We start from the raw sequence: 26,692 nt of genomic DNA on the forward strand, positions 1-26,692 counted from the left end.
AGATGGGCGAGTAAGCTCGTCGACTGTTCTTATCAAACCCTGGTGCCGCCCACCGTCATCTGGTTCATGCGCAGATGCGGCTGGCCGACGCCGACGGGCACGCCCTGTCCGGCCTTGCCGCACATGCCGATGCCGGTGTCGAGCTTCATGTCGTTGCCGATCATCGAGACGCGGTGCATGGCGTCCGGACCGTTGCCGATCAGCATCGCGCCCTTGATCGGCTGCGTCACCTTGCCGTTCTCGATCATGTAGGCCTCGGTGCAGCCGAACACGAATTTGCCCGATGTGATGTCGACCTGGCCGCCGCCGAACGAGACGGCATAGATGCCGTTCTTGACCGAGGCGATGATTTCGTCCGGCTCCATGTCGCCCGCCGTCATATAGGTGTTGGTCATGCGCGGCATCGGCTGGTGGGCATAGCCTTCGCGGCGGCCGTTGCCGGTCGCCTTCATGCCCATCAGCCGGGCATTCTGGCGATCCTGCATGTAGCCGACCAGCTTGCCATCCTCGATCAGCACATTGCGGGCCGAAGGTGTGCCTTCATCGTCGACGGTCAGCGAGCCGCGCCGTTCGGGCATGGTGCCGTCGTCGACGACGGTGACCCCTTTGGCGGCGACCTGCTGGCCGAGCAGGCCGGCGAAGGCCGAGGTCTTCTTGCGGTTGAAATCGCCTTCCAGCCCATGGCCGACGGCCTCGTGCAGCATGACGCCCGGCCAGCCGCTAGACAAGACGATGTCGAAAGTGCCGGCCGGGGCCGGTATGGCCTCGAGATTGACCAGAGCTTGCCTGAGCGCCTCCTTGGCGGCGTGCTTCCAGCTGTCCTCGACCAGGAATTCGCCAAACGCCTTGCGGCCACCCATGCCGTAGGAGCCGCTCTCCTGGCGGTCGCCATCGCCGACCACGACGGAGACGTTGATGCGGACCAGCGGGCGGATATCGCGCACCATTTGGCCATCGGCGCGCACGATCTCGACATGCTGCCAGGATGCGGCGAGCGATGCCGAAACCTGCCGCACGCGCGGATCCTCGGCGCGCAGCCAGGCGTCGATTTCCTGCAAGAGCTTTGCCTTGGCCTCGAAGGAGGGCGAGGGGATCGGGTTCTCTTCGCCATAGAGATGGCGGTTGGTGCGGGCCGGTGCGGCGGCAAGCGTGCCGGAATAACCGCCCTTGACGGTTGAAACGGCATCGGCCGCGCGCAGCAGCGACGCTTCGGAGAGGTCGCTGGAATGCGCATAGCCGCTGGCTTCGCCGGCAACCGCACGCAGGCCAAACCCCTGGTCGGTGTTGAAGTTGGCGGTCTTCAGGCGGCCATTGTCGAACATCAGCGCTTCGCTCTCGCTGTATTCGAGGAACAGTTCGCCGTCATCGGCGCCGTTGATGGTATCGGCGACGATCCGCTTGATGCGATCGTCTGAAATGTCGAATTGGCCGATCAGGCTGTTCATGGCGCATCCGTTCACAGGAGGAATGGGTCTTTGCCACGATGTAGGCGCGAAGGCACGCCGAGACAATCGCTCTGCCGCATTGTAACGACAAAAGCGGTTTGCCAGCAGCCCGTCGAAGTCACTTCTGGTTGAAGCCGGTGATGTCGCCGGGCTTTCAGGGGAGGGCGGCGAAGCCGTCGGCAAAGCCCTTGAGGTCGACCGGGATGCCGATACCTTCTTCCGGGGTCTGGAAAACGATGAAGGTGGCCGACGTGCCGGTCTTCAGCGTGTCGAGAAGCGGCTTTTCGAGGATCACCTCGGCATAGCAGCCGTCCTGGAAGCAGCGCACGAAATAGGCGCGGCCGATATCCTTGCCGTCGACATTGAGGCCGAGCCCGTTGGGCAAAAGCACGCCGAGCGGCGCCAGCACGCGCAGGATCTCCGCCTTGTTGTCGGCGGTGCGCAGCACCACGACCGACAGTCCCATCTCCGGACGGTCCTCGGCGACGACGTTCTGCATCATCACGCATTGTTCCGAGGTGGCACCGGCCGGCGTGTCGCAGATGATCGACCATGCGCCATGTGTCGAGCGCACGGTGCCGCTCGGCTGCGCGGCGTTCGCCGTGCCGGACACGATCGCGGACAAGCCGATGCCAGACAGGGCGGCGAAAAAGATGACCTTCGCCCAGTTTCTCGAAAACCGAGAGTTTCTCGAAAGCCAGTAATTCATGACGGCTCCATTGCGAATCACGGCACTTTAAGCCGCGCCAAAGCCAAGTAAAGGACGAGACCGCACCAGGTCTGCCCCGAAAAAGCCAATTGGGCGCTTTTCCCTGCCAATTTCGCCCGAATTGCGACGTTCGGCACCTGCGGCCCGCGGGAATGCTGCTGCGGGCTCACTGTAGGCGATTCGGTGCTGCCGCGGCTGCCTCCAAAGGCATATCCGGGCTTGCGCGCAAAAATGCCGCACGGTTTCGTCCGCTCCTTTCTTGCGGAGGGAAAAAGAGTATGGTTTGAACCAGCTTGAAACTGTCGGGATTCCCGTCCCGGCATTGTTCGTTATTCTCGTGGGTACCGCAGCGAGGAACTGGGAGACGATGAGGGCGATGAGAAATTTCCTGGCAAACGCCAAGGTTCCAGCAAGTGCCAAGTTTCTAAGTGCTTGTGCCGCTGTCACGTTTTTCGCCGGCGCATCCGCCCATGCCGACCAGCCCAAGAACTGGGAGACAACCTTCCAGGCGCCGGCGACCGACATGATGCGGCAGATCGAGTGGTTCGGGAACTACACGATGTGGTTCATCGTTCCGATCACCATCCTGGTGCTGCTTCTCCTCGCTTATTGCATCGTCAGATTCCGTGCGAGCGCGAACCCGGTTCCGTCCAAGACCAGCCACAATACGCTGATCGAGGTGATCTGGACTGTCGGTCCGGTCGTCATCCTGCTTTGCCTGGCAATTCCCTCGTTCCAGCTGCTGACCGCGCAATACACGCCGCCGGAAGAAGCGAAGCTGACCGTCAAGGCGACCGGTAACCAGTGGAACTGGGACTACGAGTACCAGACCGAAAACACGCTCTCCTTCAATTCCGCGATCCTTCAGGACACCGACCGCGCCGCCGCCGGCAAGGAGGACCGCAAGGTTTATCCGCGCCTGCTCGCGGTCGACAATGAACTGGTGGTGCCGGTCAACACCATGACCCGCGTGCTCGTCACCGCGACCGACGTGATCCACTCCTTTGCCATGCCGTCGTTCGGCATCAAGATCGATGCCATTCCGGGCCGCACCAACGAGACCTGGTTCAAGGCGGAGAAGGAAGGTATTTTTTACGGCCAGTGCTCGCAGCTCTGCGGCAAGGACCATGCCTTCATGCCGATCGCCATCCGCGTCGTCTCCGATGCGCAGTTCAAGACCTGGCTGGCGGCAGCCAAGACCGATCTGCCCGGCGCCAACAAGACGCTGATGGCCGAGGTCGACGGCCAGAACAAGGTAGCGTCCGCCGGCAACTGATGCCGCGGGTTAGCAAGATTTAGGGAACGGAGCGGAACATGGCAGACGCTGCAGCTCACGACGGGCACGACCACAAGCCTTATCACGGCTGGGTCCGCTGGGTTTATTCGACCAACCACAAGGACATCGGCACGCTCTACCTGATCTTCGCGATCATGGCCGGCATCATCGGCGGTGCCTTGTCTGTCGCCATCCGCATGGAGTTGCAGGAGCCTGGCATCCAGATATTCAGCGGCCTGGCGCAGATGGTCTATGGCATGAACGGTGACGCCGCGATCGACGGCGGCAAGAGCATGTACAATGCCTTCGCCACCGCGCACGCCCTGATCATGATCTTCTTCATGGTCATGCCGGCGCTGATCGGCGGTTTCGCCAACTGGATGGTTCCGATCATGATCGGCGCGCCCGACATGGCGTTCCCGCGCATGAACAACATCTCCTTCTGGCTGCTGCCGCCGGCCTTCATCCTGCTGCTCACCTCGATGTTCGTGCCGAGCGCGCCGGGCGCCTTTGGCGTCGGTGGCGGCTGGACGCTCTATCCGCCGCTTTCGACCTCGGGCCAGCCCGGGCCGGCCATGGATCTGGCGATCCTGTCGATCCACATTGCCGGTGCGTCGTCGATCCTCGGCGCCATCAACTTCATCACCACCATCTTCAACATGCGCGCGCCTGGCATGACGCTGCACAAGATGCCGCTGTTTGCCTGGTCGGTGCTGATCACCGCCTTCCTGCTCCTGCTGTCGTTGCCGGTCCTGGCCGGCGGCATCACCATGCTGCTCACCGACCGCAATTTCGGTACCACCTTCTTTGCGCCCGACGGCGGCGGCGACCCGATCCTGTTCCAGCACCTGTTCTGGTTCTTCGGTCACCCTGAAGTGTACATCCTGATCCTGCCGGGCTTCGGCATCATCAGTCACGTCATCTCGACCTTCTCGAGGAAGCCGGTGTTCGGCTATCTCGGTATGGCCTATGCCATGGTGGCGATCGGCGCCGTCGGCTTCATCGTGTGGGCGCACCACATGTACACGACCGGCCTGTCGCTCGACACGCAGCGCTATTTCGTCTTCGCCACCATGGTCATCGCGGTGCCGACAGGCGTGAAGATCTTCTCCTGGATCGCGACGATGTGGGGCGGGTCGATTTCGTTCAAGACGCCGATGCTGTGGGCGCTGGGCTTCATCTTCCTGTTCACCATCGGCGGCGTCACCGGCGTCCAGCTGGCCAATGCCGGCCTCGACCGCTCGTTGCATGACACCTATTTCGTCATTGCCCACTTCCACTACGTGCTGTCACTGGGCGCGGTGTTCGCCATCTTCGCCGGCTGGTACTACTGGTTCCCGAAGATGACCGGCTACATGTATTCGCCCGTCATCGCCAACACCCATTTCTGGGTCACCTTCGTCGGCGTGAACCTGATCTTCTTCCCGCAGCACTTCCTCGGTCTCGCCGGCATGCCGCGCCGCACCATCGACTACCCCGATGCGTTCGCCGGCTGGAATTATGTGTCGTCCATCGGCTCGTATATCTCGGCCATCGGCGTCCTGATCTTCCTCTATGGTGTGTTCGAGGCCTTCCAGAAGAAGCGGATCGCCGGCGCCAACCCATGGGGCGAGGGCGCAACGACGCTCGAATGGCAGCTGCCGTCGCCGCCGCCCTTCCACCAGTGGGAACAGCTGCCGAAAATCAAGTAAGGCGGCTGCCCGCTCGAATACGAAACCGCCGGTCCGCCGGCGGTTTTGGCCAACGGATGATGGACTTAAGTACGCATGGCCCTTGTCGACGACCCATTGATTGACGAAGCGGGCTTTCGCATGTCGGAAGCGACGGCGGGCGATTTCTTCGCGCTGCTGAAGCCGCGCGTCATGTCGCTGGTGGTGTTCACCGCCTTTGTCGGCCTGGTCGCCGCACCCGTGACCATCAACCCTCTGCTGGCGGTGATCGCCATCCTGGCTATTGCAATAGGTGCTGGTGCCTCCGGCGCGCTCAACATGTGGTACGATGCCGACATCGATGCCGTGATGACCAGGACCGCCAACCGCCCAGTCCCCGCCGGTCGCATCCAGCCGCACGAAGCCCTGACCTTTGGGCTGGTGCTGTCGGTGCTGTCTGTGATGACGCTCGGCGTGCTGGTCAACTGGCTGGCGGCGACGCTGCTCGCCTTCACCATCTTTTTCTACGCCGTCGTCTACACGATGTGGCTGAAGCGCTGGACGCCGCAGAACATCGTCATCGGCGGGGCCGCCGGTGCCATTCCGCCCGTGATCGGCTGGGCCGCGGTGACCGGGACAGTCAGCCTCGAAAGCATTGTCTTGTTCCTGATCATCTTCCTGTGGACGCCGCCGCATTTCTGGGCGCTGGCGCTGTTCAAGTCCGAGGACTATGCCAAGGCCGGCATTCCGATGATGCCCAACGTCGCCGGCCACGCTTCGACCCGCCGCCAGATCTTCGCCTATGCGCTGGTGCTGGCCCCGGTCGGCGTGCTGCCGTGGCTGCTTGGCTACACCACGCCGTTCTATGGCGTGGCCGCCCTGCTTCTGGGAGTCGGTTTTGTCTGGTACGCGTGGAAAGTGCTTAGCATGGCCGACGATGACCGCGTCATGAAACCGGCCAAGGCCCTGTTCGCCTATTCGCTGCTTTATCTCTTCGCCATCTTCGCTGCCTATCTGGCCGACAGCGTTGTCGAACGCGCGCTTGCCATGGGTGGAGCATGACCATGATCGAGGAAAAGCTCGAGACCGTCACGTTGACCGAGCGTCAGAAGAAGGCGCAGCGCAGCCGTTCTATCGCCATCGGTGTGGCGCTGGCGCTGCTGGTGGTCATTTTCTACATCGCGACGATCGTGAAGTTCGGCCACAATCTGGGCACGATGTGATGAGCGTCGGGACCTCCAAAAAAGCGGCTGGCAAGAACGGCAACGTCATCGTCGCGGCTGTCTGCCTCGCCTTTTTCACCGGCATGATCGGCATGGCCTATGCCGCGGTCCCGCTCTACAAGATGTTTTGCCAGGCGACCGGCTATGGCGGCACGACGCAACGTGCCGAGAAGCAGTATGCCGGCCGCGTGCTCGACCGCGAGATCACCGTCCGCTTCGATGCCAACATCGCTGGCGTGCCGTGGGAGTTCCAGCCGGTCCAGCGCTCGATGACGATGAAGATCGGCGAGACCGTGCAGGCGCACTATCAGGCGACCAACAAGTTCGATCGTCCCGTGACCGGCCGCGCCACCTTCAACGTGCAGCCTGAACTGGCGGGTCCCTATTTCAACAAGGTCGAGTGCTTCTGCTTCACCGACACGACGCTGAAGCCCGGCGAGACACTGGACATGCCGGTCCTGTTCTACGTGGACCCCGACATCGTCAATGTGCCGGAACTGAAGGACGTGAAGACGATCACGCTGTCCTATACGATGTTCCCGGTCGAGAAGGCCAAGCCGGTCGCCTCCTCGGAGCCGGCCAAGGGCAATAGCAAGACAATTTCGAATACCGAAGCAAATCTCGGGGGTTGATATGGCAGACGCGCACGCAAAACCACAGCATGACTATCATCTCGTTGACCCGAGCCCGTGGCCTTTCCTGGGATCGGTAGGCGCACTTGTCGCCGCCTTTGGCGGCGTCTGCTTGATGGAATACCTGAAGGGCGGCTCGTTCCCGATCTTCGGCTTCAACATCGCCAATCCATGGCTGTTCTTCATCGGTCTCGTGATCATCCTCTACACCATGTTCGCCTGGTGGTCGGACACGATCAAGGAAGCGCATGAGGGCCATCACACGCGTGTCGTGTCGCTGCATCTGCGCTACGGCATGATCATGTTCATCGCCTCGGAGGTGATGTTCTTCGTTGCCTGGTTCTGGGCCTATTTCGATGCCAGCCTGTTTCCGAGCGAAGTCCAGCAATATGCCCGCACCGCGTTTACCGGCGGTGTCTGGCCGCCGAAGGGCATGGAAGTTCTCGACCCCTTCCATTTGCCGCTCTACAACACCGTCATCCTGCTGCTGTCCGGCACCACGGTGACCTGGGCGCACCATTCGCTCATCCATGGCGATCGCAAAGGCCTGATCAACGGCCTGGTGCTGACTGTTGGCCTCGGCATGCTGTTCACCATGGTGCAGGCGTACGAGTACATGCATGCTCCGTTCGCCTTCAAGGATTCCATCTATGGCGCCACCTTCTTCATGGCGACCGGCTTCCACGGTTTCCACGTCATCATCGGCACCATCTTCCTGTTGGTCTGCCTGATCCGGGCGATGAAGGGTGATTTCACCCCCAAACAACATTTCGGCTTCGAGGCGGCCGCCTGGTACTGGCACTTCGTCGACGTGGTCTGGCTGTTCCTGTTCGCCTCGATCTACGTCTGGGGATCGGTCGGCGCGGTGATCGAGGGCCACTGATCCTGGCCTGAGGAATTTCCGTTTGGGGAGGGGCGGCCGCGGCAATGTGGCCGCCTTCTTCTTTTTGGCGCAATGATCGCTGATCGATAGCCAATGCGGCTGACAATTTTCCGGGCCATTTGCGCATTGATGATCGCGGCACTCCCGGCCTTTGCCGGCGAGAAGGTGGATCTGGTGCGTGTCCACAAAGCCGAACGCCGGCTGGAACTCATCGGCGACGGCAAGATCCTGCGCAGCTACGGCATCGCACTCGGCGGCGATCCTGTCGGGCATAAGCACCAGGAGGGCGATCAACGCACGCCCGAGGGGAACTATGTCCTCGACTGGCGCAACCCGAACAGCATCGCGCACAGATCGATCCATATTTCGTACCCCAATACCGACGATCTGGCGGCCGCCAGGGCGCGCAATGTCGACGCGGGCGGCATGGTCATGATCCACGGCCAGCCAAACGGTTATGGCTGGTGGGGCTGGCTGCTTCAATTGGTCGACTGGACCGACGGCTGCATTGCGGTTACGGACTCCGATATGGACGAAATCTGGGCGATGGTGGCCGATGGCACACCGATCGAGATCGAGCGGTAGGCAATGAGTGGCAAGATGAACTGGTTGCCGGTCGATCTGAAATCGAGCGGTAAGCAATGAGCGACGACTCTTCCAAGAGTGAAGATAGGGCGATCTGGCCGCCGATCGATCCGATCTCGGCCGGCCTGCATGGCCGTTGCCCGCGCTGCGGCGAGGGGCGGCTATTTTCCGGCTTCCTCACCGTCGGCAAGCGATGCGTCAATTGCGGCCTCGATTATTCCTACGCTGATGCCGGCGACGGGCCGGCGGTGTTCGTGATCCTGATCATCGGCTTTATCATCGTCGGCCTGGCGCTCTGGGTAGAAGTCACGTTCAGCCCGCCGCTCTGGCTGCATCTGCTGGTCTGGATTCCGCTGGCTGTTGTGCTGTGCTTGACGGCGCTGCGGCTGATCAAGGGCGTGCTGCTGACGCTGCAATACCGCAACCAAGCGGCCGAGGGCCGGCTGGATCGCGGCGAATGAGCGAGGCTTCCATTAAAACTGACGGTCGTTCGCGGCCGCGATCGGCATTGCTGCTCGGCCTTGGCCTTGTGCTGTTCCTGATCCTGCTGGTGCTCGGCACCTGGCAGATGCAGCGCCTGTATTGGAAGGAAGGCCTTCTGCAGACCATCGACCAGCGCACCCATTCGGCTCCGTTGCCGTTGGTTGCGGTCGAGAAAGAGTTCGCCGCCACCGGCGATGTCGATTATACGCCTGTCACCGTCACCGGCACGTTCCTGCATCAAGGCGAACGCCATTTCTACGCGACCTGGGAGGGTGATGCCGGCTTCAATGTCTACACGCCGCTGGCGCTCGACGACGGACGCTTCGTCCTGATCAATCGCGGCTTCGTGCCTTACGATCTGAAGGACGCCGCCAAGCGCGCCAAGGGACAGGTGGCTGGCAGTGTGACGGTCACCGGGCTGGCCCGCAACCCGCTGCCGGGCAAGCCGTCGATGATGCTTCCCGACAACGACGTGGCGAAGAACATCTTCTACTGGAAGGACCGCGACGTGATGGCTGCAAGCGCCGGTCTGCCGGCGGGCGCCGCGCTGGTGCCGATCTTCATCGACGCAGACAAGACGCCAAACCCAGGCGGCTTGCCGGTTGGCGGCGTCACCATCATCGACCTCCCGAACAGCCATCTCCAATATGCGATGACTTGGTACGGGCTTGCCGCGGCGCTCGCAGCCGTGCTCATCCTGCGGCTTCGCCGTCCCGCGAAAGACGAATGAACGCGGCTGATGCCCCCTTTCAACCGATGCCCTTGACAGGGCAGGGGTGCGCACTTCATTTCGGCTTTGATCAACCGGCCCGGATTTAATGCTTCAGACAACCACCAAACCACCTCTGACGATCCGGCTCTGCCAGCCGCGCGGTTTTTGCGCCGGTGTCGACCGTGCCATCCAGATCGTCGTGCTGGCGCTGAAGAAATATGGCGCGCCGGTCTATGTCCGCCATGAGATCGTGCACAACCGCTACGTCGTCGAGGGGCTGCAAAGCCTTGGCGCCGTCTTCATCGAGGAACTCTCCGAGATACCGGCCGAACATCGGCAGTCGCCCGTCGTGTTCTCGGCGCATGGCGTGCCGAAATCGGTGCCGGCGGATGCGAAGGCGCGCAATCTCTTCTATCTCGATGCCACCTGCCCGCTGGTGTCGAAGGTCCACAAGCAGGCGATGCGCCATCAGCGGCTCGGCCGCCATGTGCTGTTGATTGGTCACGCCGGTCATCCCGAAGTGATCGGCACCATGGGCCAACTGCCGGACGGAGCGGTGACGCTGATCGAAACCGAAGCCGATGCCGCAAAGCTCTCGCCCGCCGATCCGCAGGCGCTCGGCTTCGTTACCCAGACCACATTGTCTGTCGAGGACACCGCCGGCATCATCCGCGCCTTGCAGGATCGCTTTCCGGCGCTGCAGGCACCAGCGGCGGAATCGATCTGCTATGCCACCACCAACCGCCAGGAAGCCGTCAAGGACACCGCGCCGGGCGCCGATCTCTATCTGATCGTCGGCGCCCCCAATTCCTCCAATTCGCGACGCCTTGTCGAAGTGGCGGAGCGTGCGGGCGCTACGATGTCGCTTCTCGTGCAGCGCGCCGCCGAGATTCCGTGGAATGACATCGGCAACATTTCGACGCTTGGCCTGTCGGCCGGCGCGTCGGCGCCCGAAATCATCGTCGACGAGATCATCGACGCGTTCCGGCAACGCTTCGATGTCACGATCGATCTTGCCATCACGGCCACGGAAACCGAGGATTTTCCAGTCATGCGGGTCCTGCGCGATGTCGAACTGACGCGGGCCGACATGGCCTTCGTCAATGGAGCCGCGTAAGGCACATGGCGGTCTACACCGACGTTGCGGAAGGCGAACTCGGCGCATTCCTGAAGCACTATCCGGTCGGCGATCTCCTGTCCTACAAGGGCATCGCCGAAGGCACCGAGAACTCGAACTTTCTGCTGCACACCTCCAGCGGCTCCTACATCCTGACGCTCTATGAGAAGCGCGTCGAGAAGGCGGATCTGCCGTTTTTTCTGGGGCTGATGGGCCATCTCGCCAACAAGGGCGTGTCCTGCCCGCTGCCGGTGACCGCGCATGACGGCAGCGTCATCGGCACGCTCGCCGGCCGGCCGGCGGTCATCATCACCTTCCTGGAAGGGCTTTCGTTGCGGCGGCCCACAGCAACGCATTGTGCCGAGGTCGGCAAGGCATTGGCGCAGTTGCATCTGGCCGGTGCCGATTTTTCGATGACGCGTCCGAATGCCCTGGCCATCGACGGCTGGCGCAAGCTCTGGGATGCAGCGCGCGATCGCGCAGACGAGGTCGAGCCGGGCCTAGCGGCCGAGGTCGATGCCGACTTTGCCGATTTCGAGCGCAACTGGCCGAAGGACCTTCCCAAAGGCATCATCCACGCCGATCTTTTCCCGGACAACGTTTTCTTCCTCGGCGAAAAACTGTCCGGCCTGATCGATTTCTATTTCGCCTGCGACGACCTCTACGCCTATGATGTCGCCACCTGTCTCAACGCCTGGTGCTTCGAGAAGGATTTTTCCTTCAACCTCACCAAGGGCAAGGCGCTGCTCGCCGGCTACCAGAGCGTCCGGCCCCTGAGCGACCAGGAACAAGCTGCGCTGCCGGTGCTGGCGCGCGGTTCGGCGTTGCGCTTCATGCTGACCCGGCTGTACGACTGGCTGACCGTCCCCGATGGCGGGCTGGTGATGAAGCGCGATCCGACCGAATACATCAGAAGGATGCGGTTCCACCGGGCGATCAAATCTCCTTCGGAATATGGATTGGCCTGATATGGGGTATCATGAGCAAACTGGTTGAGATCTTCACCGACGGCGCCTGTTCGGGCAATCCCGGCCCTGGCGGCTGGGGCGCGATCCTGCGCTTCAACGGCACCACCAAGGAGCTTTCCGGCGGCGAAGCCGAGACGACCAACAACCGCATGGAACTGTTGGCCGCCATTTCGGCGCTGAACGCGCTGAAGGAGCCGTGCACGGTCGACCTTCACACCGACAGCAAGTATGTCATGGACGGTATTTCCAAGTGGATCCACGGCTGGAAGAAGAACGGCTGGAAGACCGCCGACAAGAAGCCTGTGAAGAACGGTGAACTTTGGCAGGCGCTCGACGAGGCCAACAAGCGCCACAAGGTCACCTGGAACTGGGTCAAGGGCCATGACGGTCATGTCGAGAACGAGCGCGCCGACGAGCTTGCGCGCGAAGGCATGGCGCCGTTCAAGAAAGGTCCGTTCAAGCCTGCAGCAGCGGCAAAGCCTGCTGCGCCGGCCAAACAACCGGCAATCGCGAAAGTGCGGCGCTCTACCCAGAGCTATTGATTTCCGGAGCGGCGCGGCTCTCAGGTACGAAGAAGCGGATCAGCCGGCGGGGGTGGCAACTACTACGATATCGGCGCGCACCGCGTTATCTACTGCTGGCTGCCGATCGACTGGCCAGCGCAGTTGTAGACCCTTATCGGATCAGCAGCGCCGTGCCCCAAAGCCCAAGTGCGAACACGGTGTGCGACACCAGATTCAGCGCCCGGATCAGCATCGGGTTGGGCCGCTTCGAGGCCGCCCAGCCGGCGCCCATGCCGGGTGCCAGCAGGAACCAGCCGGCGCCGACGGTGACGATGCCGAGGATGAAGGCCGGCAGGAATGTCGGCGCGGCAAGCCAGCCCGCTCCGGCCAGCACCACCAGGATGATGCCGTAGACGATGCCGACAAAATAGTGAAAGGCCCAACCCAGCGCCTTTTCATGCACGTACGGTGCGGCACCGCCGATATCGTCGTGGAAGACCTTGTCACGGAGATGCCAGACCCAGCGACCGACCGGCCCCCAGTTCGGCCGTGGCTGGCCGAACGCCTTGTGCAGGAAGATGGCCCAGAGATCCATCAGGACGGTGGCGCCGATGCCGATCGCGATAGCGCGCCAGAACATGTCAAACATCGCTAGAATCCCCCCAAACGCAAGCCCTGGGCTACAAGCGCGATCGTCGTTCCACACCCCACGCCGCGCTGAACTTCAGAGCTGTCCCAGAATATGAGCCGCGCCGGACTCGTCGACACCAGGCTTGGTCTCGACATTGAGCGCGGTGACCTTGCCGTCGTCGACGATCATCGAAAACCGCTTCGAACGCAGCCCCATGCCGCTGGCGGAAAGGTCATTGTCGAGGCCTACCGCCTTGGCGAAATCGCCACTGCCGTCGGCGAGGAACATGATCTTGCCCTCACCGCCGGTGAAGTGCGCCCAGGCGCCCATGACATGGACGTCGTTGACCGAAACGACGGCGATGGTGTCGACGCCGCGCGCCAGGATGGCATCGTGGTTCTCGAGATAACCCGGCAAATGGTTGTTGCTGCAGGTCGGTGTGAAGGCGCCGGGAACCCCAAACAGCACGACCTTCTTGCCCGGGAAGATCTCGGCCCCGGTGATCGGCTTGGCGCCATCGGCGGTCATCGTCTTGAAGGTCACGTCAGGCAGCTTGCCGCCAACGGAAATGGTCATGGATTCCTCGCTTGGGAAAATGGGGAAGGACGTGTCTTTGCCTAGCGAACCCGACGGCTTCCTGCAACCGTTGGGGTGGGCTGGATCAAGGGAAAGGCAGAACCCCTTCGACCGCGCCCGCCGAACTCGTCAGCGTATAGTGAAGCCCGCCATCGGTCGGCGTCGTCGAGGGGCGATCGAGGATCGGCACGGTGAAGATCAGCTTGCCGTCCTTTTCGCTGCGGGCAGGGGTGCCGAACATGTAGTCCCGCTCGCCGGCGACGAAGAAATCCGCCGCCTCCGGATCGCCGGGAAAGCTCGCTTCGACAATCAGCGTCTCGTGGTCGCCCGGCAGCACAGCGATGCCGAAATCGGACCTCGCGGGCGCTGGTAGCGCCGCGAAACTCGCCTTCACCAGCGCTGCGTCCTCGGCATTGTCCGGATCGGAGGCGGGGTCGACGGTCAGCCGCGTCTGCACCGGAATGCAGATCGTTTCGCAGATGCCGAGAAAGATGTCGGCATCGATCAACGCCGGCTGGTTCGGCGCCGCCAGCGTGAATGTCACCGGCAGAGAAACCGGATAGTTGTAGCCTGCCCATTTGCCATAGCCGTCGTCATGGCGCTGCGGCGCCGGAAACGATAGCGCTGCGTCGGCGATGTTGGTGCTGGCTGAAATGTCGAGTTGCGGTGGCACGCCCGCGTCGCCCGGATCGCGCCAATATGTCTTCCAGCCGGGCTTGAGCGCTATGTCGAGAACGCCCTGGATGCGGCCGGTGTCGTCGGCTTTGCCTGAGGTCACCAGCCGGACCTTGCCGCCTTCGCTGTTGTACCACGCCGATGAGGAGGCGGCGGCGGGAAGAGCGGTTGCCGATCCGATGGCGGCGCCGAGCAGCAGGATTTTCAAGCTTCGCATGGCGGTGATTTGATCGTCCGTTCGTGGCCGCGCAATGATTTCATGGCCTTGCCGGTATCATATTTGCGTGACTTCGAGGGAGAAGAATGTTCGAGCCGCCGCCACAAGCTTTGGTCGAATCCAGCACGGCGCATCTTTTCGGCGCTTTGGAAACGCGTTACGCTCCCTTCATGGACTTGTTGCGCCACAAGAAGACGGTCGCCAGTCGCGGCTTTCTCGACGATCAGTTCCTGATTGCCATGCCCGGCATGAAGGACGACCGTTTCACGCGCTCGGTCATCTATGTCTGCGCACATTCCGATGAAGGCGCCATGGGCCTGATCATCAACCAGACGCAGCAGATGCTGTTTCCGGACTTGCTCGTGCAACTGGGCATCATGAACGAGCAGGAGGCGATCCGATTGCCGGCTCAGGCCCGCGATTTCGTCGTGCGCAATGGCGGCCCCGTGGACCGCAGCCGGGGCTTCGTCCTGCATTCGGGAGACTATCGGGTGGAATCGTCGCTGACCGTTTCCGACGACATCTGCCTGACGGCGACCGTCGACATATTGCGCGCCATATCGTCCGGCCGCGGGCCTCGTCATGCGCTGATGGCGCTCGGCTATTCCGGCTGGGGCGCCGGCCAACTGGAGACCGAGATCGCCGAAAATGGCTGGCTGACCTGTCCGGCCAATGCCGAGCTTCTGTTCGACACCGATATCGAGCGCAAATACGACCGGATCCTCGCCTCGATCGGTATCGACCTTGCGCATCTCAGCCTGGCGGCCGGGCACGCCTGATCCGCTCACGCTTGCGTCAGCGGATACTGCTCTTTTAGCGTCTTCAGCACCTGGTCGCCCGGCATCGGGGCGCCGAACATGAAGCTCTGCACATATTCGCAGCCCATCTGACGCAGTTCCAGCGCATCGCTTTCGTCCGAAATGCCCTCGGCGACGACGGACAGGCCGAGCTCATGCGCCATGTTGACCATCGATTTCAGCAGCACCGCGCGCTTGGGCGTGTTGTCGTCGACGAAGCTCTTGTCGATCTTGATGGTGTCGAAGGGGAAACGCGTCAGGTAGGCCAGTGAGGAGTAGCCGGTGCCGAAATCGTCCAGCGACAGGCCGATGCCGAGCTGCTTCAGCTTGGTCAGCACATGGGCGGTCTGCTCGGGATTGTCCATGACAAGCGATTCGGTGAGCTCCAGCCGGAAGCAGCGCGGCTTCAGATTGGCCCGCGCGATGACCGAGCGGACGTCGCTGACCAGGTCGCGGCGGATCAACTGGCGGCTGGACAAATTGACCGAGACCGACAGCGGCGCGTCGCCGATCTGTTTTTGCCAGCTGGCGAGATCTTCCGCCGCCTGCTGCATGGCAAACAGGCCGAGCTGCACGATAAGACCGCAGCTTTCGGCTACCGGGATGAAATCCGCCGGCGGGATCATGCCGCGGCGCGGGTGGTCCCAGCGCAGCAGCGCCTCGAAGCCGGCGACACTGCCGTCCTCGAGCCGCACGATCGGCTGGTAGGCAAGCGTGAATTCGCGCCGCTCGATGGCGCGGCGCAGGTCGGATTCGAATTGCAGCCTGTCGGTGCCGACAGTGCGGAAAGCCGGACGGAACGGCTCGATCCTGTCGCCGCCGAAGCGCTTGGCCTGGTGCATGGCAAGCTCGGCATCCTTGACCATGTCCTCGGCCGACATCTGCGGCGAATTCCAGGTGATCAGCCCAATCGACGCGGTCAGCACGATCTCGCGCTTGGCGAAGGTGATCGGGTTGTTGATGGCATGCTTTATGGCATCAGCGACCGCAGCGATGCGGGCCGGGTCTTGTTCGGACAGCAGCATCAAAGCGAACTGGTCGCCGGCAAAGCGCGACAGCGAATCCTTCGGCTTGAGCAGCCGGTGCAGGCGGCGCGCGATGGTCAAGAGGATGGTATCGCCGGCCGAGATGCCGAGCCCGTCATTGACCTGCTTGAAACGGTCGATGTCGATGACGAAGACGGTCGGCCGCACCTTCTCTTCGGTGCGCGCGATCGAGATGATCGCTTCCAGCCGGTTCATCAAAAGTTCACGGTTCGGCAGGCCGGTCAGATTGTCGTGCACGGCGTCGTGCAGCAGCCTTTCCTCGGACTTTTTCTGCTCAGTCACGTCGACCATGGTGCCGACGCAGCGGATGACTTCGCCGTCCGAGCCGATGACCGGGCGTGCGCGCAGTGAAAACCAGTGATAGTGGCCGTCGGCGCCGCGCAGGCGGAAATTCTGCGACACCCGGCCGCGCCGGTGTTCGAGCACCACGTCGAGCGTCGTGCGGAACGTGTCGCGGTCGTCGGCATGCAGCACCGGCAGCCAGTTGCGGGCCGCGCCGCCAAGGCTGTTCGGTGCCAGGCCGAGCTGGATGCTGACATCGGGCTTGGTGACGACGCGGTCGCGCAGCACGTCCCAATCCCAGACCGTGTCGCCCGATCCGGCCACCGCCAGCGCCTGCCGCTCGAGGTCGGAGAACAGGCCCTGGTGCAGGGCGCCGCCGGCAAAGGCGTGCTGCATCACTGTGAAGCCGATCAGAAGGATGATCAGGATCAGCCCGCCGCCCAGGGCCGGCTGGGCAATGTCGTTGTCGAGCATGCCGGTGATCGCCATCCACGATCCGCATAGCCACAACAGCACCATGACCCAACTGGGCACCAGCATGATGGCACGGTCGTAGCCGCGTATGCCGAGGAAGATGATCAGGCCAAGCCCGGTCAGTGCGGTTGCGGCGAAGGACAGCCTGGCGATGCCGGCGGCAACCGCCGGATCGACGATCGCGACCCCGGCGATCAGCACCAGCCCGAGAATCCAGACCAGTGCGCCGTAGCTGAAATGGCCGTGCCATCGGTTGAGGTTGAGATAGGCGAACAGGAACACCACGAAGGTTCCAGCCAGCGCCACCTCCGTTCCCGCCCGCCACATCTGCTCATTGCCGGGCGAGATCTCGATGACCTTGTTGAGGAAGCCGAAATCGACACAGATATAGGCCAGTACCGCCCAGGCAAGCGCGGCGGTCGCGGGGAACATCGAGGTTCCCTTGACCACGAAAAGAATGGTGAGGAACAGCGCCAGCAAGCCTGCGATACCGATGACGATGCCGCGAAACAGCGTGTAGGAATTGACCGAGTCCTTGTAGGATTCCGGATCCCAGAGGTAGACCTGCGGCAGCTTCGGCGAGGCCAGTTCGGCGATGAAGGTGATCACCGTGCCGGGGTTCAGCGTCACCCGGAAAACGTCGGCATCGGGGCTGGTCTGGCGGTCGAGCGCGAAGCCTTCGCTGGGCGTGATGGCGGCGATGCGGGTCGAGCCGAGATCCGGCCAGAAGATGCCGGAATTCACCAGGCGGAAATGGGGTGCGACGATCAGCCGGTCGAGTTGCTGGTCGGTGGTGTTGGCGAGCGCGAACACCGCCCAGTCGCCGGTCGAACGGGCATCATTGGCCTCAACCTCGATGCGCCGCACGATACCGTCCGGACCCGGCGCGGTCGACACCTGGAAATTCTCGCCCTGGTTCCGGTAGATCTCGACGGCGCCGGAAAGGTCGAGCGCGACGTCGTCGCGGGCGATCTTGATCGGCTCCACGGCGAAGGCCGACGATGCCGCCCACAGCGTCAGGAGTGTCGCGAGGACAAAGGCGAACAGCGACCCGTTTCGCAGGAAATTCGTCAAAAATCAGTCCTTCGTTCCAACGCCCGGCGGATCGTCCGCGATCCGGGCGTAGAGGTAGTGGTCCTGCCAGATGCCGTTGATCCTGAGGTAGGATCGCAGCAGTCCTTCGCGCCGAAATCCGGCTTTTTCAAGCACGCGGATCGACCTGATGTTGTCGGGAATACAGGCCGCTTCGATCCGGTGCAACCTCAGCGTATCGAAGGCGAAGCGGGCCACCACCTTGACCGCGTCGGTCATCAGGCCGCGGCCGCCGAAGCGCTCGCCGATCCAGTAGCCGACATGGCCGCTTTGCGAGACGCCATGGCGTATGTTGCCGAGCGTGATGCCGCCGGCAAGCTTGCCGCTGCTCTTCTCGAAGATGAAGAAGGCGATCGCGGTTCCTTGCGCATAATCTTCGCGGTAGCGGCTGATGCGCAGCCGCCATGCGTTGCGGTCGAGTTCATCGGGAGTCCAGCGTGGCTCCCAGGGTTCGAGGAAGGCGCGGCTTTCGCCACGCACCACCGCCCACTCGCGGTAGTCGTTGGTGAACGGCACGCGCAGCGTGACGCGGTCGCCTTTCAGCGCCGGCAGGTCGCGGCGAAAGAAAGGGAGCGCGAACACGACGCTTCGAGGGGCTTAGACGGCGAGCTTACGGGCCGCGGTCTGCGTGCCTGCGAGCGATTCGAGGATCGCCTCGTATGGCGCCAGTGTGCCCACAGGCCCGACAGCGGTAAGCGTCGGCTTGGTCGAGAACAAACGCGACGATAGATCGGTCAGCCGCTCGACCGTCAGCGCCGACAGCCGTTCCATCAGTTCCTCCTTGGCGATCGGCCGGCCGAACAGGAGCAGTTGCCGTGCGATCTGCGAAGCGCGGCTGGCCGGGCTTTCGGCTGACATGATCAGTCCGGCGCGATATTGGGCGCGCGCCCGGTCGAGTTCTTCCTGCAGGATTTTCTCGCCGGCCTTCTGCAGTTCGTCGATAATGACAGGCACCAGTTCGGCGATGTCGCTCTGGCCGGTCGCGGCATGGACGCCGAAGACGCCGGTGTCGGAAAAGCCCCAATGGAAGGCATAGACCGAATAACACAGGCCGCGCTTCTCGCGGACCTCCTGGAACAGGCGCGACGACATGCCACCGCCGAGGATCATCGAGAGCACCTGCGAGGCATAGAAGTCGCGCACATGATAGGCCCGGCCTTCGAACCCCAGCACGATCTGCGCGTCCATCAGGTCGCGGTCCTCGCGAAAATCGCCGCCGACATATTGCGCATATTGCGGGATGGTGCTGTCGGCCTTGCTGCGGAAGCCGCCGAGCTGCTTTTCGACCTCGCGCACGAAATTGTCATGCTTGATGTCGCCGGCGGCGACAATCACCATGCGCTCGGCGCCATATTGCCGCTCGATGAAGTCGTGGAGTTGCTTGGAGGTGAAGGATTTGACCGTTTCGGGCGTGCCGAGAATGGAGCGTCCAATCGTCTGATGGCGATAGGCGGTTTCCGTGAAGCGGTCGAAGACGATGTCGTCGGGGGTGTCGTGCGCGGCGCCGATCTCCTGCAGGATCACATGCTGTTCGCGCTCGAGTTCCTGCGGGTCGAATTCGGACTCCTGCAGGATGTCGGCAAGAATGTCGACGGCCAGCGGCACGTCGTCGGAGAGCACCCTGGCATAGTAGGAAGTGGTTTCGACGCTGGTGGCGGCGTTGATCTCGCCGCCAACGTCCTCGATCTCCGAGGCGATTTCGAAGGCGCTCCGCCTTTTCGTGCCCTTGAACGCCATGTGCTCGAGCAGATGGGCCATGCCATGCTCGTCCTCACGTTCATTGCGGGCACCCGACTTGACCCAGGCACCAAGGGCAACCGATTCGATGCTTTGAAGGGTTTCGGTGGCGACTGTCAGGCCGTTCGACAGACGGCTTACCTCAACACCCATATGGCTAGTACTCCTTAACGCGCCGCCCGCGCGCGGCGGCCGACATAATCTTCCACCATTTTCAGGTCGGAGGGAAGTACCGTGTATTTTTCCTCCGATGTCATCAACCCACCTAGCCATGCGGGCAGTGCGGGCGACACGCCGCTGGCGGCTTCGACGGCGGCCGGGAATTTTGCCGGGTGTGCGGTACCCAGCACCACCATCGGGACGGCGCCTGACGCCTTGCCCGCAGCGACATGTACAGCTGCCGCGGTGTGCGGATCGAGCAGATAGTTGCTGGCCGCGAGCGTCGAGCGGATGGTGGCGGCGACCTCGTCCATATCAGCCCGGCCGGCGTCGAATTCCGACCGCATCCCGGCGATTTGCTGGGGTTCGATGGTGAAAGCGCCGGACTGCTTCAGACCGTCCATGTAGCGCCGCACGGTCGCCGCGTCACGGCTGGAGGCCTCGAACAGCAGGCGTTCGAAATTGGACGACACCTGGATATCCATCGACGGCGACGTGGTCGCAAAGACGCCCTTGGTGCGGTATTCGCCGGTCGAAAAGGTGCGCGCCAGAATGTCGTTGTCGTTGGTGGCGATGACCAGCCGCTCGATCGGCAAGCCCATCTTCTTGGCGGCGTAGCCGGCGAAGATATCGCCGAAATTGCCGGTCGGCACGGTGAAGGAGACCGGCCTGTCCGGCGCGCCGAGCGACAGCGCCGAGGAGAAATAATAGACGATCTGGGCCATGATCCGGGCCCAGTTGATCGAATTGACGCCCGAAAGCGCAACCCGGTCGCGGAAGCCGTGATCGTTGAACATGTCCTTGAGCAGTCCCTGGCAATCGTCGAAATTGCCTTCGATCGCCAGCGCATGGACGTTTGCAGCCGTCGACGTCGTCATCTGCCGCTGCTGCACCGGCGAGACGCGGCCGTGCGGGAAAAGGATGAAGATGTCGGTCCGGCTGCGACCGGCAAAGGCATCGATGGCCGCCCCGCCGGTATCGCCCGAGGTGGCGCCGACGATGGTGGCGTGCTGGTCGCGTTCGGCAAGCACATGGTCCATCAGCCGGGCCAGAAGCTGCATCGCCACGTCCTTGAAGGCGAGCGTCGGCCCGTGGAAAAGTTCCAGGATGAAGGTGTTGGGGCCGGTCTGCACCAGCGGGCAGACGGCCTCGTGGCGGAAGGTGGCATAGGCTTCGCGCACCAGCCGCTCGAAAACGGAGGCCGGGATTTCGTCGCCAAGGAACGGCGACAGCACGCGGATCGCAAGGTCGGGATAGGCAAGGCCGCGCATGGCGCGGATCTCGGCGGCGGAAAACTGTGGCCACTCGCGCGGCACGTAGAGCCCGCCGTCGCGCGCCAGCCCGGCCAGCACGGCGTCGGAAAATCCGAGAACGGGGGCTTCCCCGCGGGTACTCACATAGTGCATGTCACAATTCCGTTACTGCTTGGCTTTTCCATCCACCGCAAGGTGGTTAATTTCTGCGCTGGCTCAGTCGCATTTTTGCCGCGCGGTTGATATACGTCACCAGCTTTGCGAGAGGGAAGTGCAGTTTCATGGCGTTTCGTACATTCAGTGGTCGCTTTTTGGCGGGTCTTGCGCTCACCGGCTTTATGCTTGCCGCCGCCGGCTGCCAATCGGGCGACAATGGCATCCTGAACCTCGGCATAGGCAAGAAGGAGGACCCGACGGCGCCACCGCCGCCCCAGGATCCCAAGATACTGGCCAGCCAGTTGCAGGCCTATTGCCCCCGGGTGACGGTGCGCGACGGCACGGCCTTCTTCAACACCTATTCCAGGGAAGCTCAGAAGCCCAAGCCCAGGATCAAGAAGACCGGCGACGCCGCGCAGGATGCCGCGGCCCAGGCCGAGGCTGACGCCGCTGCTGCAACTCCGCCCGACGAATCGGCCAATATCATCTACCAGGCGTCGGTCAGCGACGTGACACGCGACTGCAGCCGTGCCAACGGCCAGCTGACGATGAAGATTGCGGTCGCCGGCAAGATTGTCCCCGGACCGAAGTTTTCTCCAGGCACGATCACCATGCCGATCCGAACGGCTGTGATGCATGGCACCGAGGTCCTCTACTCGCAGCTCCACCAGTATCAGGTCCAGGTCACCGATCCTTCGGTTGCCACGCAGTTCGTCTTCACCGATTCCAATGTCGTCGTGCCCGAGCCGACGGCGCAGGATTATCAGGCCTTTGCCGGCTATGACGAAACCGCGCATCAGGCAACGGCCGACAAGCCGAAGAAGACCCGCCGCAAGAGGGCTGCCGCGACGAACTAGGTCTCGGCAGTTGCATGAGGCGTGCGTCGCGGCGCACGCTTCTCAGGCGTCCGACCACTCCGACAGCGCCGCGATCACGCTTTTCAGCTCCGCCCAGCGGCGGATCACCGTCTCGGCGCCGGCCTCGGTGAGCGCGTCGGCATGGCCGGGATAGCTGTGGGCGGCTCCGGTGAAGCCGATCACCCGCATGCCCGCCGCCCTTGCGCCGTGGACGCCGTGCACGGAATCCTCGATGACGAAAGTGTTTGCCGGGTTGGCGTTGAGTTTCTCCGCCGCGAACAGGAACACGTCCGGCGCCGGTTTCGTTTTCCCGGTCGGTGTTTCCATCGCCGAAAAAATCCGGTCGGCGAAAAACGGCAAAAGATGCACCTTCTCCAGCATGAATTCGATCCGCTCGGAGCGTGAATTCGAGCAGACGCAGCGCGGCACGGTTACCGCGGCAACGGCCTCGCGCGCGCCATCGATGGCGCGGACGTCGCTGCGCAGTTTGCGGTCGACCAATTGTTCCTCCCTGTCGATCAGAGAGGCCTGGAAGGGGATGCGGGACTTTTCCTCGACCCGCAGCATGATGTCCTTGAAGGTCAGGCCGGCATAGCTCTCCGAAATCTCCTCAGCCGATATCTCGTATCCTGCCAAGGTCAAAAGCTCGGCGTCGACACGGGCGGCGATGATCTCGGAATCGACGAGCACGCCGTCGCAATCGAAGATGACAAGGTCTGGCTGGGGCATGGTGATCCGGACAATGGGAGGGCGAAGTGGCCTCGGAAGGCTCAGGCGGCGCGGCATACACCAACAGGGCCGCCTTCGCAAATTCGCCCCACCCGTGCCTTGGCCTTCACGGAATATTTACGCTGATCGGTAACCATAACCAGGAGTAAACAGTAACGCGTGCCCTGGGTGTCAGAATGTCTGCCGTGCGTCTTCTCGACGAGCTATCCCACGCCCCCCAGCAATCCGAATGGCTGGACACGATCCTCAAGGGCGACTGCGTCGCCGCGCTCGACCGGCTGCCCGAAAAATCGATCGACGTCATCTTCGCCGATCCGCCCTACAATCTGCAGCTCGACGGCGACCTGCACCGCCCCGACCAGTCGAAGGTCGACGCCGTCGATGACGAATGGGACCAGTTCGAGAGTTTCGAGGCCTATGACGCTTTCACGCGGGCCTGGCTGCTGGCGGCGCGCCGGGTGCTGAAACCCAACGGCACCATCTGGGTCATCGGCTCCTATCACAACATCTTCCGTGTCGGCGCCAAGATGCAGGATCTCGGCTTCTGGATCCTCAACGACGTGGTCTGGCGCAAGACCAACCCGATGCCGAATTTCCGCGGCCGCCGCTTCCAGAACGCGCATGAGACGATGATCTGGGCCACCCGCGACCAGAAGGGCAAGGGGTACACTTTCAACTACGAAGCGATGAAGGCGTCCAACGACGATATCCAGATGCGCTCCGACTGGCTGTTTCCGATCTGCACCGGCGGCGAGCGGCTGAAGAACGACAATGGCGACAAGCTGCACCCGACGCAGAAGCCGGAAGCGCTGCTTGCCCGCATCATGATGGCCTCGACCAAACCGGGCGACATCGTGCTCGATCCCTTTTTCGGCTCCGGCACCACCGGCGCGGTGGCCAAGCGTCTCGGCCGCCATTTCGTCGGCATCGAACGCGAGCAGGCCTATATCGACGCCGCCAACGAGCGCATCGACGCGGTGCGGCCACTGGATGGCGCCGATCTCACCGTGCTGACCGGCAAGCGCGCCGAGCCGCGCGTTGCTTTCGTCAGCCTGATCGACACCGGCCTGATGATGCCGGGTGCGACGCTCTACGACGCCAAGAAGCGCTGGGCCGCCAAGGTGCGCGCCGACGGTACTGTGGCGATCGGCGACAGCGCCGGTTCGATCCACAAGATCGGCGCCGAAGTGCAGGGGCTGGATGCCTGCAACGGCTGGACCTTCTGGCATTATGAGCGCAGCGGTGGCCTGACCCCGATCGACGAGCTTCGCCGCATCGCGCGGCTCGGCATGGAGCGGGCAGGGGCCTGAACCCCTGCCAATTGCTTCGAATGCCGTTGATTCAAAGGCTCAACGGATCGCGCGAAGTGATTCAAATCAAGCCTTGATTCCGAGACGTTCGAGGTCTGCTTGAAGCGTCTCTGCATCGGTGAACAGCACCGACTGCCAGCCTGCCGCCTTCGCGCCATCGACGTTCTTCTGGCTGTCATCGATGAACAGCGTGGCCGCCGGTTCGAGGCCGAATGCGGCGACGTGGTGATCGTAGATGCCGCGATCCGGCTTGATCATGCCGATCTCGCCCGAGATGGTGACGCCGCGCGGGCGGTTGAGGAAATCGAAGCGCTCGCGGGCTTCGGCCAGCGTGTCGCTGGCGAAGTTGGTCAGCATGGTCACGTCGTGGCCGCTCTCGATCAGACCGAGCATGATGGCGACACTGTCGTCATAGGCATGTGGAACCATCTCGTGCCAGTGGCGGCGGAACCCGCGGATGTTTTCCGCGTGATCGGGATGGTCCGCGATCAGCAGCGCCTCGGCCTCTTCCCAGGTGCGGCCGCGATCCTGCTCGATGTTCCAATCATGCGTGCAGACATTGTCGAAAAACCACTTTCTCTCTTCGGCATCCGGAATGAGGCGGCTGAACGGAATGTTGGGATCGTAGTGGATCAGCACTCTGCCGATGTCGAAAACGATGTGGCGTATTTCAGTCATGGGGCCTCTTTGCACTGTGTGGCGACGGCTTTTTCGTCGCGCCGGGTATCGCAGCCTCGATTGCCTTTTTCATGACAGTCGGCAGCGCCTCGCCGGAAATCTCGTGAGCGAGCGACCAGAAATGCCCGTCTGGCGCATCACCTTTGATGTGAGCGTGAAAGACTTCGAGTTGGAGAGCGAAATGCGTGAAGACATGCGCAATGCGGCCCGCATACCGCCAGTCGCCGGGAAAGGGCGCGGCCGCTTCCGTGGTCGCCCCATCGATCCGCGCGGTCCAGCCCGTCGTCGGCACCTCGGTCATGCCGCCGAGCAAACCCTTCTCCGCCCGTTTGCGCAGAAGGATGGCGCCGTCGGCCCGCACGGCGACAAAGGCCGCGCCGTGCCGCTGCGGCTTGTCGGCCTTGGGCAGGCGCACCGGGAAGTGCTCGGGATCGCCTGAAACGACCGCGCTGCAGTCTTCGCGCAGCGGGCATAGCATGCAGCGCGGCCGGCGTGGCGTGCAGATGGTGGCGCCGAGATCCATCATCGCCTGGGCGAAGTCGCCAGGCCTTGTCCCGGGCACCATGCGCTCGACATGGGCACGGATTTCGGGCTTGGCTTCGCTGAGCGGGGTTGCGATCGAAAACAGCCGGGAGATGACGCGTTCGACATTGCCGTCGACAACGGCGGCGGGACGGTCGAAGGCAATCGCCGTGATGGCCGCCGACGTATAGGCGCCGATGCCTGGCAGTTCTCTCAAAGCCGTTTCCGTGTCGGGAAACCGGCCGCCACGCGCGGCCACAAGATCGGCACACGCCTTGAGATTGCGGGCGCGGGAGTAGTAGCCGAGCCCGGCCCAGGCCTTCATCACGTCCTCCGCAGGCGCCGCGGCCAGCGCCTCGACATCGGGCCATTTCTCGACGAAAATCCGGAAATAGGCCTTCACCGCTTCGACGGTGGTCTGCTGCAGCATGACCTCGGAGAGCCAGATACGGTAGGGATCAGGCCGCACGCCGCGCGCATGCTCACGAGGCGTGATGCGCCACGGCAATTCACGGTGGTGCACGTCGTACCAGCCTAGCAGGCGGGACGCGATATGCCCGGATGCAGCTCTGCTGCTATCTCCGGATGCAGCTCTGCTGCTGTCCCCGGATGTGGCTTTGCCACTATCCCAGGATACGGTCTTGCGGGTCTGGTCTGCTGGTGCCATTGATCTGTATCGGCCTGGCCGGTATCTGCTGGGGTCTTGGCTGGAGGACGTACATGGCAGGCAGAACGCCCTACGGCAATCCCGTCCCGGTCAGCGATCTCGCGACCAGGATCCTCGATCCGGTGCTGCGCAAGCGGGCTGGCATTTCGATCGGCCTCGTCCAGTCATGGGACGAGATCGCCGGCCCGCGGCTGGCCAGCCATTCGCGCCCCGAAAAAATCCAGTGGCCGCGCCGTATGCATGAGGACGATCCGTTCGAGCCGGCCGTGCTGGTCATTGCCTGCGAAGGCATGGCGGCACTTCATCTGCAGCACGAGACGGGCGAGATCATCAACCGGGTCAACGCCTTCCTCGGCTTCACCGCCATCAATCGCATCAGGATCCTGCAGAAGCCGGTGACAACCGACAAAGGAAGGCGCAAACCGGCCCTGAGGCCGCTGACGGCGGCTGAGAAGACGAAATTGTCGGGAACTGTCGGCCTGGTCGATAATGATGAACTGCGCGCCTCGTTGGAGAAACTTGGCGCGACCATTATTGGGGAGAGAAAATCATAGGCGTCTTGAAGAAAGTCATGGATTCGTCGTCACTATCTCGCATTCGTGATCGCCCTTGTCAGGTTTCGCGATTGGATTGGGGATCGAGATGCCTT

Annotated in this window: 28 protein-coding genes; 16 read left to right on the top strand and 12 right to left on the bottom strand. The window is 62.8% G+C overall.

All coding sequences use genetic code 11. The features are described from left to right. Positions 1-32: 32 nt before the first annotated feature. Both tldD and NP503_RS05605 read right to left on the bottom strand, forming a co-directional pair. Complete coding sequence (tldD, locus tag NP503_RS05600) at positions 33-1,445, bottom strand: metalloprotease TldD (RefSeq protein ID WP_127270324.1); 1,413 nt, start codon at positions 1,443-1,445, stop codon at positions 33-35. Between the two features lie 154 nt (positions 1,446-1,599). After that, positions 1,600-2,154, bottom strand: coding sequence for an invasion associated locus B family protein (locus NP503_RS05605; protein ID WP_013532781.1), 555 nt, complete (start codon positions 2,152-2,154; stop codon positions 1,600-1,602). Between the two features lie 376 nt (positions 2,155-2,530). On the opposite strand from NP503_RS05605, the gene coxB reads away from it, so the two are divergent. The 12 genes from coxB (at position 2,531) to rnhA (ending at position 12,224) form a co-directional block, all read left to right on the top strand. Next, positions 2,531-3,430: a cytochrome c oxidase subunit II gene (gene coxB, locus NP503_RS05610; protein WP_127268980.1), complete on the top strand. Its 900-nt coding sequence runs from the start codon at positions 2,531-2,533 to the stop codon at positions 3,428-3,430. 38 nt (positions 3,431-3,468) lie between these two features. After that, a complete protein-coding gene (gene ctaD, locus NP503_RS05615; RefSeq protein WP_023808611.1) occupies positions 3,469-5,121 on the top strand; it encodes a cytochrome c oxidase subunit I in 1,653 nt (550 codons plus the stop codon). A 75-nt stretch (positions 5,122-5,196) separates the two neighbouring features. Next, a complete protein-coding gene (locus NP503_RS05620) occupies positions 5,197-6,141 on the top strand; it encodes a heme o synthase (protein ID WP_127270323.1) in 945 nt (314 codons plus the stop codon). A gap of 2 nt (positions 6,142-6,143) precedes the next feature. Beyond that, positions 6,144-6,302 (top strand): hypothetical protein, encoded by a 159-nt coding sequence (locus NP503_RS05625; protein WP_013532777.1) that lies wholly within the window; start codon positions 6,144-6,146, stop codon positions 6,300-6,302. Continuing rightward, positions 6,302-6,934, top strand: a complete 633-nt coding sequence (locus tag NP503_RS05630; RefSeq protein ID WP_127270322.1) for a cytochrome c oxidase assembly protein — start codon at positions 6,302-6,304, stop codon at positions 6,932-6,934. Before NP503_RS05625 ends, NP503_RS05630 begins: the two co-directional genes overlap by 1 nt. A gap of 1 nt (position 6,935) precedes the next feature. Then, positions 6,936-7,817, top strand: a complete 882-nt coding sequence (locus NP503_RS05635) for a cytochrome c oxidase subunit 3 (protein ID WP_127270321.1) — start codon at positions 6,936-6,938, stop codon at positions 7,815-7,817. Positions 7,818-7,910: 93 nt separating this feature from the next. Beyond that, on the top strand, positions 7,911-8,402 hold the full coding sequence (locus NP503_RS05640; protein WP_127270319.1) for a murein L,D-transpeptidase family protein: 492 nt from the start codon (positions 7,911-7,913) through the stop codon (positions 8,400-8,402). Between the two features lie 56 nt (positions 8,403-8,458). Next, a complete protein-coding gene (locus NP503_RS05645) occupies positions 8,459-8,863 on the top strand; it encodes a DUF983 domain-containing protein (protein WP_127270316.1) in 405 nt (134 codons plus the stop codon). After that, positions 8,860-9,615, top strand: a complete 756-nt coding sequence (locus NP503_RS05650; protein ID WP_164748751.1) for an SURF1 family protein — start codon at positions 8,860-8,862, stop codon at positions 9,613-9,615. Before NP503_RS05645 ends, NP503_RS05650 begins: the two co-directional genes overlap by 4 nt. 88 nt (positions 9,616-9,703) lie before the next feature. Continuing rightward, positions 9,704-10,714, top strand: a complete 1,011-nt coding sequence (ispH, locus tag NP503_RS05655) for a 4-hydroxy-3-methylbut-2-enyl diphosphate reductase (protein ID WP_023808604.1) — start codon at positions 9,704-9,706, stop codon at positions 10,712-10,714. 5 nt (positions 10,715-10,719) lie between these two features. Next, positions 10,720-11,682 (top strand): homoserine kinase, encoded by a 963-nt coding sequence (locus NP503_RS05660; protein WP_127270022.1) that lies wholly within the window; start codon positions 10,720-10,722, stop codon positions 11,680-11,682. A gap of 11 nt (positions 11,683-11,693) precedes the next feature. Continuing rightward, positions 11,694-12,224 (top strand): ribonuclease HI, encoded by a 531-nt coding sequence (gene rnhA / locus NP503_RS05665; protein WP_127270020.1) that lies wholly within the window; start codon positions 11,694-11,696, stop codon positions 12,222-12,224. Between the two features lie 133 nt (positions 12,225-12,357). Here rnhA and NP503_RS05670 read toward each other — a convergent pair whose 3' ends face one another. The 3 genes from NP503_RS05670 to NP503_RS05680 form a co-directional block, all read right to left on the bottom strand. Further along, on the bottom strand, positions 12,358-12,834 hold the full coding sequence (locus NP503_RS05670) for a DUF2938 domain-containing protein (protein WP_127270018.1): 477 nt from the start codon (positions 12,832-12,834) through the stop codon (positions 12,358-12,360). 75 nt (positions 12,835-12,909) lie between these two features. After that, positions 12,910-13,392 (bottom strand): peroxiredoxin, encoded by a 483-nt coding sequence (locus NP503_RS05675; RefSeq protein ID WP_127270016.1) that lies wholly within the window; start codon positions 13,390-13,392, stop codon positions 12,910-12,912. An 85-nt stretch (positions 13,393-13,477) separates the two neighbouring features. Further along, complete coding sequence (locus tag NP503_RS05680) at positions 13,478-14,284, bottom strand: protein-disulfide reductase DsbD domain-containing protein (protein WP_127270313.1); 807 nt, start codon at positions 14,282-14,284, stop codon at positions 13,478-13,480. A 170-nt stretch (positions 14,285-14,454) separates the two neighbouring features. On the opposite strand from NP503_RS05680, the gene NP503_RS05685 reads away from it, so the two are divergent. Then, positions 14,455-15,063, top strand: coding sequence for a YqgE/AlgH family protein (locus NP503_RS05685; RefSeq protein WP_023808594.1), 609 nt, complete (start codon positions 14,455-14,457; stop codon positions 15,061-15,063). A 5-nt stretch (positions 15,064-15,068) separates the two neighbouring features. Here NP503_RS05685 and NP503_RS05690 read toward each other — a convergent pair whose 3' ends face one another. The 4 genes from NP503_RS05690 to thrC are packed head-to-tail and all read right to left on the bottom strand — an operon-like array spanning position 15,069 to position 21,277. Next, positions 15,069-17,957 (bottom strand): EAL domain-containing protein, encoded by a 2,889-nt coding sequence (locus NP503_RS05690; protein WP_127270311.1) that lies wholly within the window; start codon positions 17,955-17,957, stop codon positions 15,069-15,071. Positions 17,958-17,960: 3 nt separating this feature from the next. Beyond that, positions 17,961-18,557 (bottom strand): GNAT family N-acetyltransferase, encoded by a 597-nt coding sequence (locus NP503_RS05695; RefSeq protein ID WP_127268573.1) that lies wholly within the window; start codon positions 18,555-18,557, stop codon positions 17,961-17,963. Positions 18,558-18,572: 15 nt separating this feature from the next. Continuing rightward, positions 18,573-19,865: a pitrilysin family protein gene (locus NP503_RS05700; protein ID WP_127268574.1), complete on the bottom strand. Its 1,293-nt coding sequence runs from the start codon at positions 19,863-19,865 to the stop codon at positions 18,573-18,575. 14 nt (positions 19,866-19,879) lie between these two features. Beyond that, complete coding sequence (gene thrC / locus NP503_RS05705; RefSeq protein ID WP_127270308.1) at positions 19,880-21,277, bottom strand: threonine synthase; 1,398 nt, start codon at positions 21,275-21,277, stop codon at positions 19,880-19,882. A 128-nt stretch (positions 21,278-21,405) separates the two neighbouring features. Between thrC and NP503_RS05710 the strand changes: the two genes are divergently transcribed. Further along, the gene (locus NP503_RS05710) at positions 21,406-22,137 is read left to right on the top strand and encodes a hypothetical protein (RefSeq protein ID WP_127270306.1); all 732 of its coding nucleotides are present in this window, start codon (positions 21,406-21,408) and stop codon (positions 22,135-22,137) included. 42 nt (positions 22,138-22,179) lie between these two features. On the opposite strand, the gene NP503_RS05715 is transcribed toward NP503_RS05710, so the two are convergent. Continuing rightward, positions 22,180-22,866, bottom strand: a complete 687-nt coding sequence (locus NP503_RS05715) for an HAD family phosphatase (protein ID WP_127268823.1) — start codon at positions 22,864-22,866, stop codon at positions 22,180-22,182. Positions 22,867-23,042: 176 nt separating this feature from the next. Between NP503_RS05715 and NP503_RS05720 the strand changes: the two genes are divergently transcribed. After that, a complete protein-coding gene (locus NP503_RS05720) occupies positions 23,043-24,176 on the top strand; it encodes a site-specific DNA-methyltransferase (RefSeq protein ID WP_127268824.1) in 1,134 nt (377 codons plus the stop codon). 66 nt (positions 24,177-24,242) lie between these two features. On the opposite strand, the gene NP503_RS05725 is transcribed toward NP503_RS05720, so the two are convergent. Together NP503_RS05725 and mutY are read right to left on the bottom strand one after the other, a co-directional pair. Further along, complete coding sequence (locus NP503_RS05725) at positions 24,243-24,854, bottom strand: HAD family phosphatase (protein ID WP_127268825.1); 612 nt, start codon at positions 24,852-24,854, stop codon at positions 24,243-24,245. Continuing rightward, positions 24,847-26,043 (bottom strand): A/G-specific adenine glycosylase, encoded by a 1,197-nt coding sequence (gene mutY, locus NP503_RS05730; RefSeq protein WP_127268826.1) that lies wholly within the window; start codon positions 26,041-26,043, stop codon positions 24,847-24,849. The genes NP503_RS05725 and mutY overlap by 8 nt, the downstream gene beginning before the upstream one ends. Positions 26,044-26,096: 53 nt before the next feature. On the opposite strand from mutY, the gene NP503_RS05735 reads away from it, so the two are divergent. Next, entirely contained in the window at positions 26,097-26,597 is a 501-nt protein-coding gene (locus NP503_RS05735) for a DUF721 domain-containing protein (protein WP_127268827.1), read from the top strand. Positions 26,598-26,692: the final 95 nt, after the last annotated feature.

Origin of the sequence: Mesorhizobium sp. SEMIA396 (genome assembly GCF_024518615.1) — a bacterium.
GTDB lineage: Bacteria > Pseudomonadota > Alphaproteobacteria > Rhizobiales > Rhizobiaceae > Mesorhizobium.

Excerpts from the sequence above, each read along its gene's own strand:
- tldD (WP_127270324.1), bottom strand. The coding sequence starts at position 1,445 with ATGAACAGCCTGATCGGCCAATTCGACATTTCAGACGATCGCATCAAG.
- NP503_RS05605 (WP_013532781.1), bottom strand. The coding sequence starts at position 2,154 with ATGAATTACTGGCTTTCGAGAAACTCTCGGTTTTCGAGAAACTGGGCG.
- coxB (WP_127268980.1), top strand. The coding sequence starts at position 2,531 with ATGAGAAATTTCCTGGCAAACGCCAAGGTTCCAGCAAGTGCCAAGTTT.
- ctaD (WP_023808611.1), top strand. The coding sequence starts at position 3,469 with ATGGCAGACGCTGCAGCTCACGACGGGCACGACCACAAGCCTTATCAC.
- NP503_RS05620 (WP_127270323.1), top strand. The coding sequence starts at position 5,197 with ATGGCCCTTGTCGACGACCCATTGATTGACGAAGCGGGCTTTCGCATG.
- NP503_RS05625 (WP_013532777.1), top strand. The coding sequence starts at position 6,144 with ATGATCGAGGAAAAGCTCGAGACCGTCACGTTGACCGAGCGTCAGAAG.
- NP503_RS05630 (WP_127270322.1), top strand. The coding sequence starts at position 6,302 with ATGAGCGTCGGGACCTCCAAAAAAGCGGCTGGCAAGAACGGCAACGTC.
- NP503_RS05635 (WP_127270321.1), top strand. The coding sequence starts at position 6,936 with ATGGCAGACGCGCACGCAAAACCACAGCATGACTATCATCTCGTTGAC.
- NP503_RS05640 (WP_127270319.1), top strand. The coding sequence starts at position 7,911 with ATGCGGCTGACAATTTTCCGGGCCATTTGCGCATTGATGATCGCGGCA.
- NP503_RS05645 (WP_127270316.1), top strand. The coding sequence starts at position 8,459 with ATGAGCGACGACTCTTCCAAGAGTGAAGATAGGGCGATCTGGCCGCCG.
- NP503_RS05650 (WP_164748751.1), top strand. The coding sequence starts at position 8,860 with ATGAGCGAGGCTTCCATTAAAACTGACGGTCGTTCGCGGCCGCGATCG.
- ispH (WP_023808604.1), top strand. The coding sequence starts at position 9,704 with ATGCTTCAGACAACCACCAAACCACCTCTGACGATCCGGCTCTGCCAG.
- NP503_RS05660 (WP_127270022.1), top strand. The coding sequence starts at position 10,720 with ATGGCGGTCTACACCGACGTTGCGGAAGGCGAACTCGGCGCATTCCTG.
- rnhA (WP_127270020.1), top strand. The coding sequence starts at position 11,694 with ATGAGCAAACTGGTTGAGATCTTCACCGACGGCGCCTGTTCGGGCAAT.
- NP503_RS05670 (WP_127270018.1), bottom strand. The coding sequence starts at position 12,834 with ATGTTTGACATGTTCTGGCGCGCTATCGCGATCGGCATCGGCGCCACC.
- NP503_RS05675 (WP_127270016.1), bottom strand. The coding sequence starts at position 13,392 with ATGACCATTTCCGTTGGCGGCAAGCTGCCTGACGTGACCTTCAAGACG.
- NP503_RS05680 (WP_127270313.1), bottom strand. The coding sequence starts at position 14,284 with ATGCGAAGCTTGAAAATCCTGCTGCTCGGCGCCGCCATCGGATCGGCA.
- NP503_RS05685 (WP_023808594.1), top strand. The coding sequence starts at position 14,455 with ATGGACTTGTTGCGCCACAAGAAGACGGTCGCCAGTCGCGGCTTTCTC.
- NP503_RS05700 (WP_127268574.1), bottom strand. The coding sequence starts at position 19,865 with ATGGGTGTTGAGGTAAGCCGTCTGTCGAACGGCCTGACAGTCGCCACC.
- thrC (WP_127270308.1), bottom strand. The coding sequence starts at position 21,277 with ATGCACTATGTGAGTACCCGCGGGGAAGCCCCCGTTCTCGGATTTTCC.
- NP503_RS05710 (WP_127270306.1), top strand. The coding sequence starts at position 21,406 with ATGGCGTTTCGTACATTCAGTGGTCGCTTTTTGGCGGGTCTTGCGCTC.
- NP503_RS05715 (WP_127268823.1), bottom strand. The coding sequence starts at position 22,866 with ATGCCCCAGCCAGACCTTGTCATCTTCGATTGCGACGGCGTGCTCGTC.
- NP503_RS05720 (WP_127268824.1), top strand. The coding sequence starts at position 23,043 with ATGTCTGCCGTGCGTCTTCTCGACGAGCTATCCCACGCCCCCCAGCAA.
- NP503_RS05725 (WP_127268825.1), bottom strand. The coding sequence starts at position 24,854 with ATGACTGAAATACGCCACATCGTTTTCGACATCGGCAGAGTGCTGATC.
- mutY (WP_127268826.1), bottom strand. The coding sequence starts at position 26,043 with ATGGCACCAGCAGACCAGACCCGCAAGACCGTATCCTGGGATAGTGGC.
- NP503_RS05735 (WP_127268827.1), top strand. The coding sequence starts at position 26,097 with ATGGCAGGCAGAACGCCCTACGGCAATCCCGTCCCGGTCAGCGATCTC.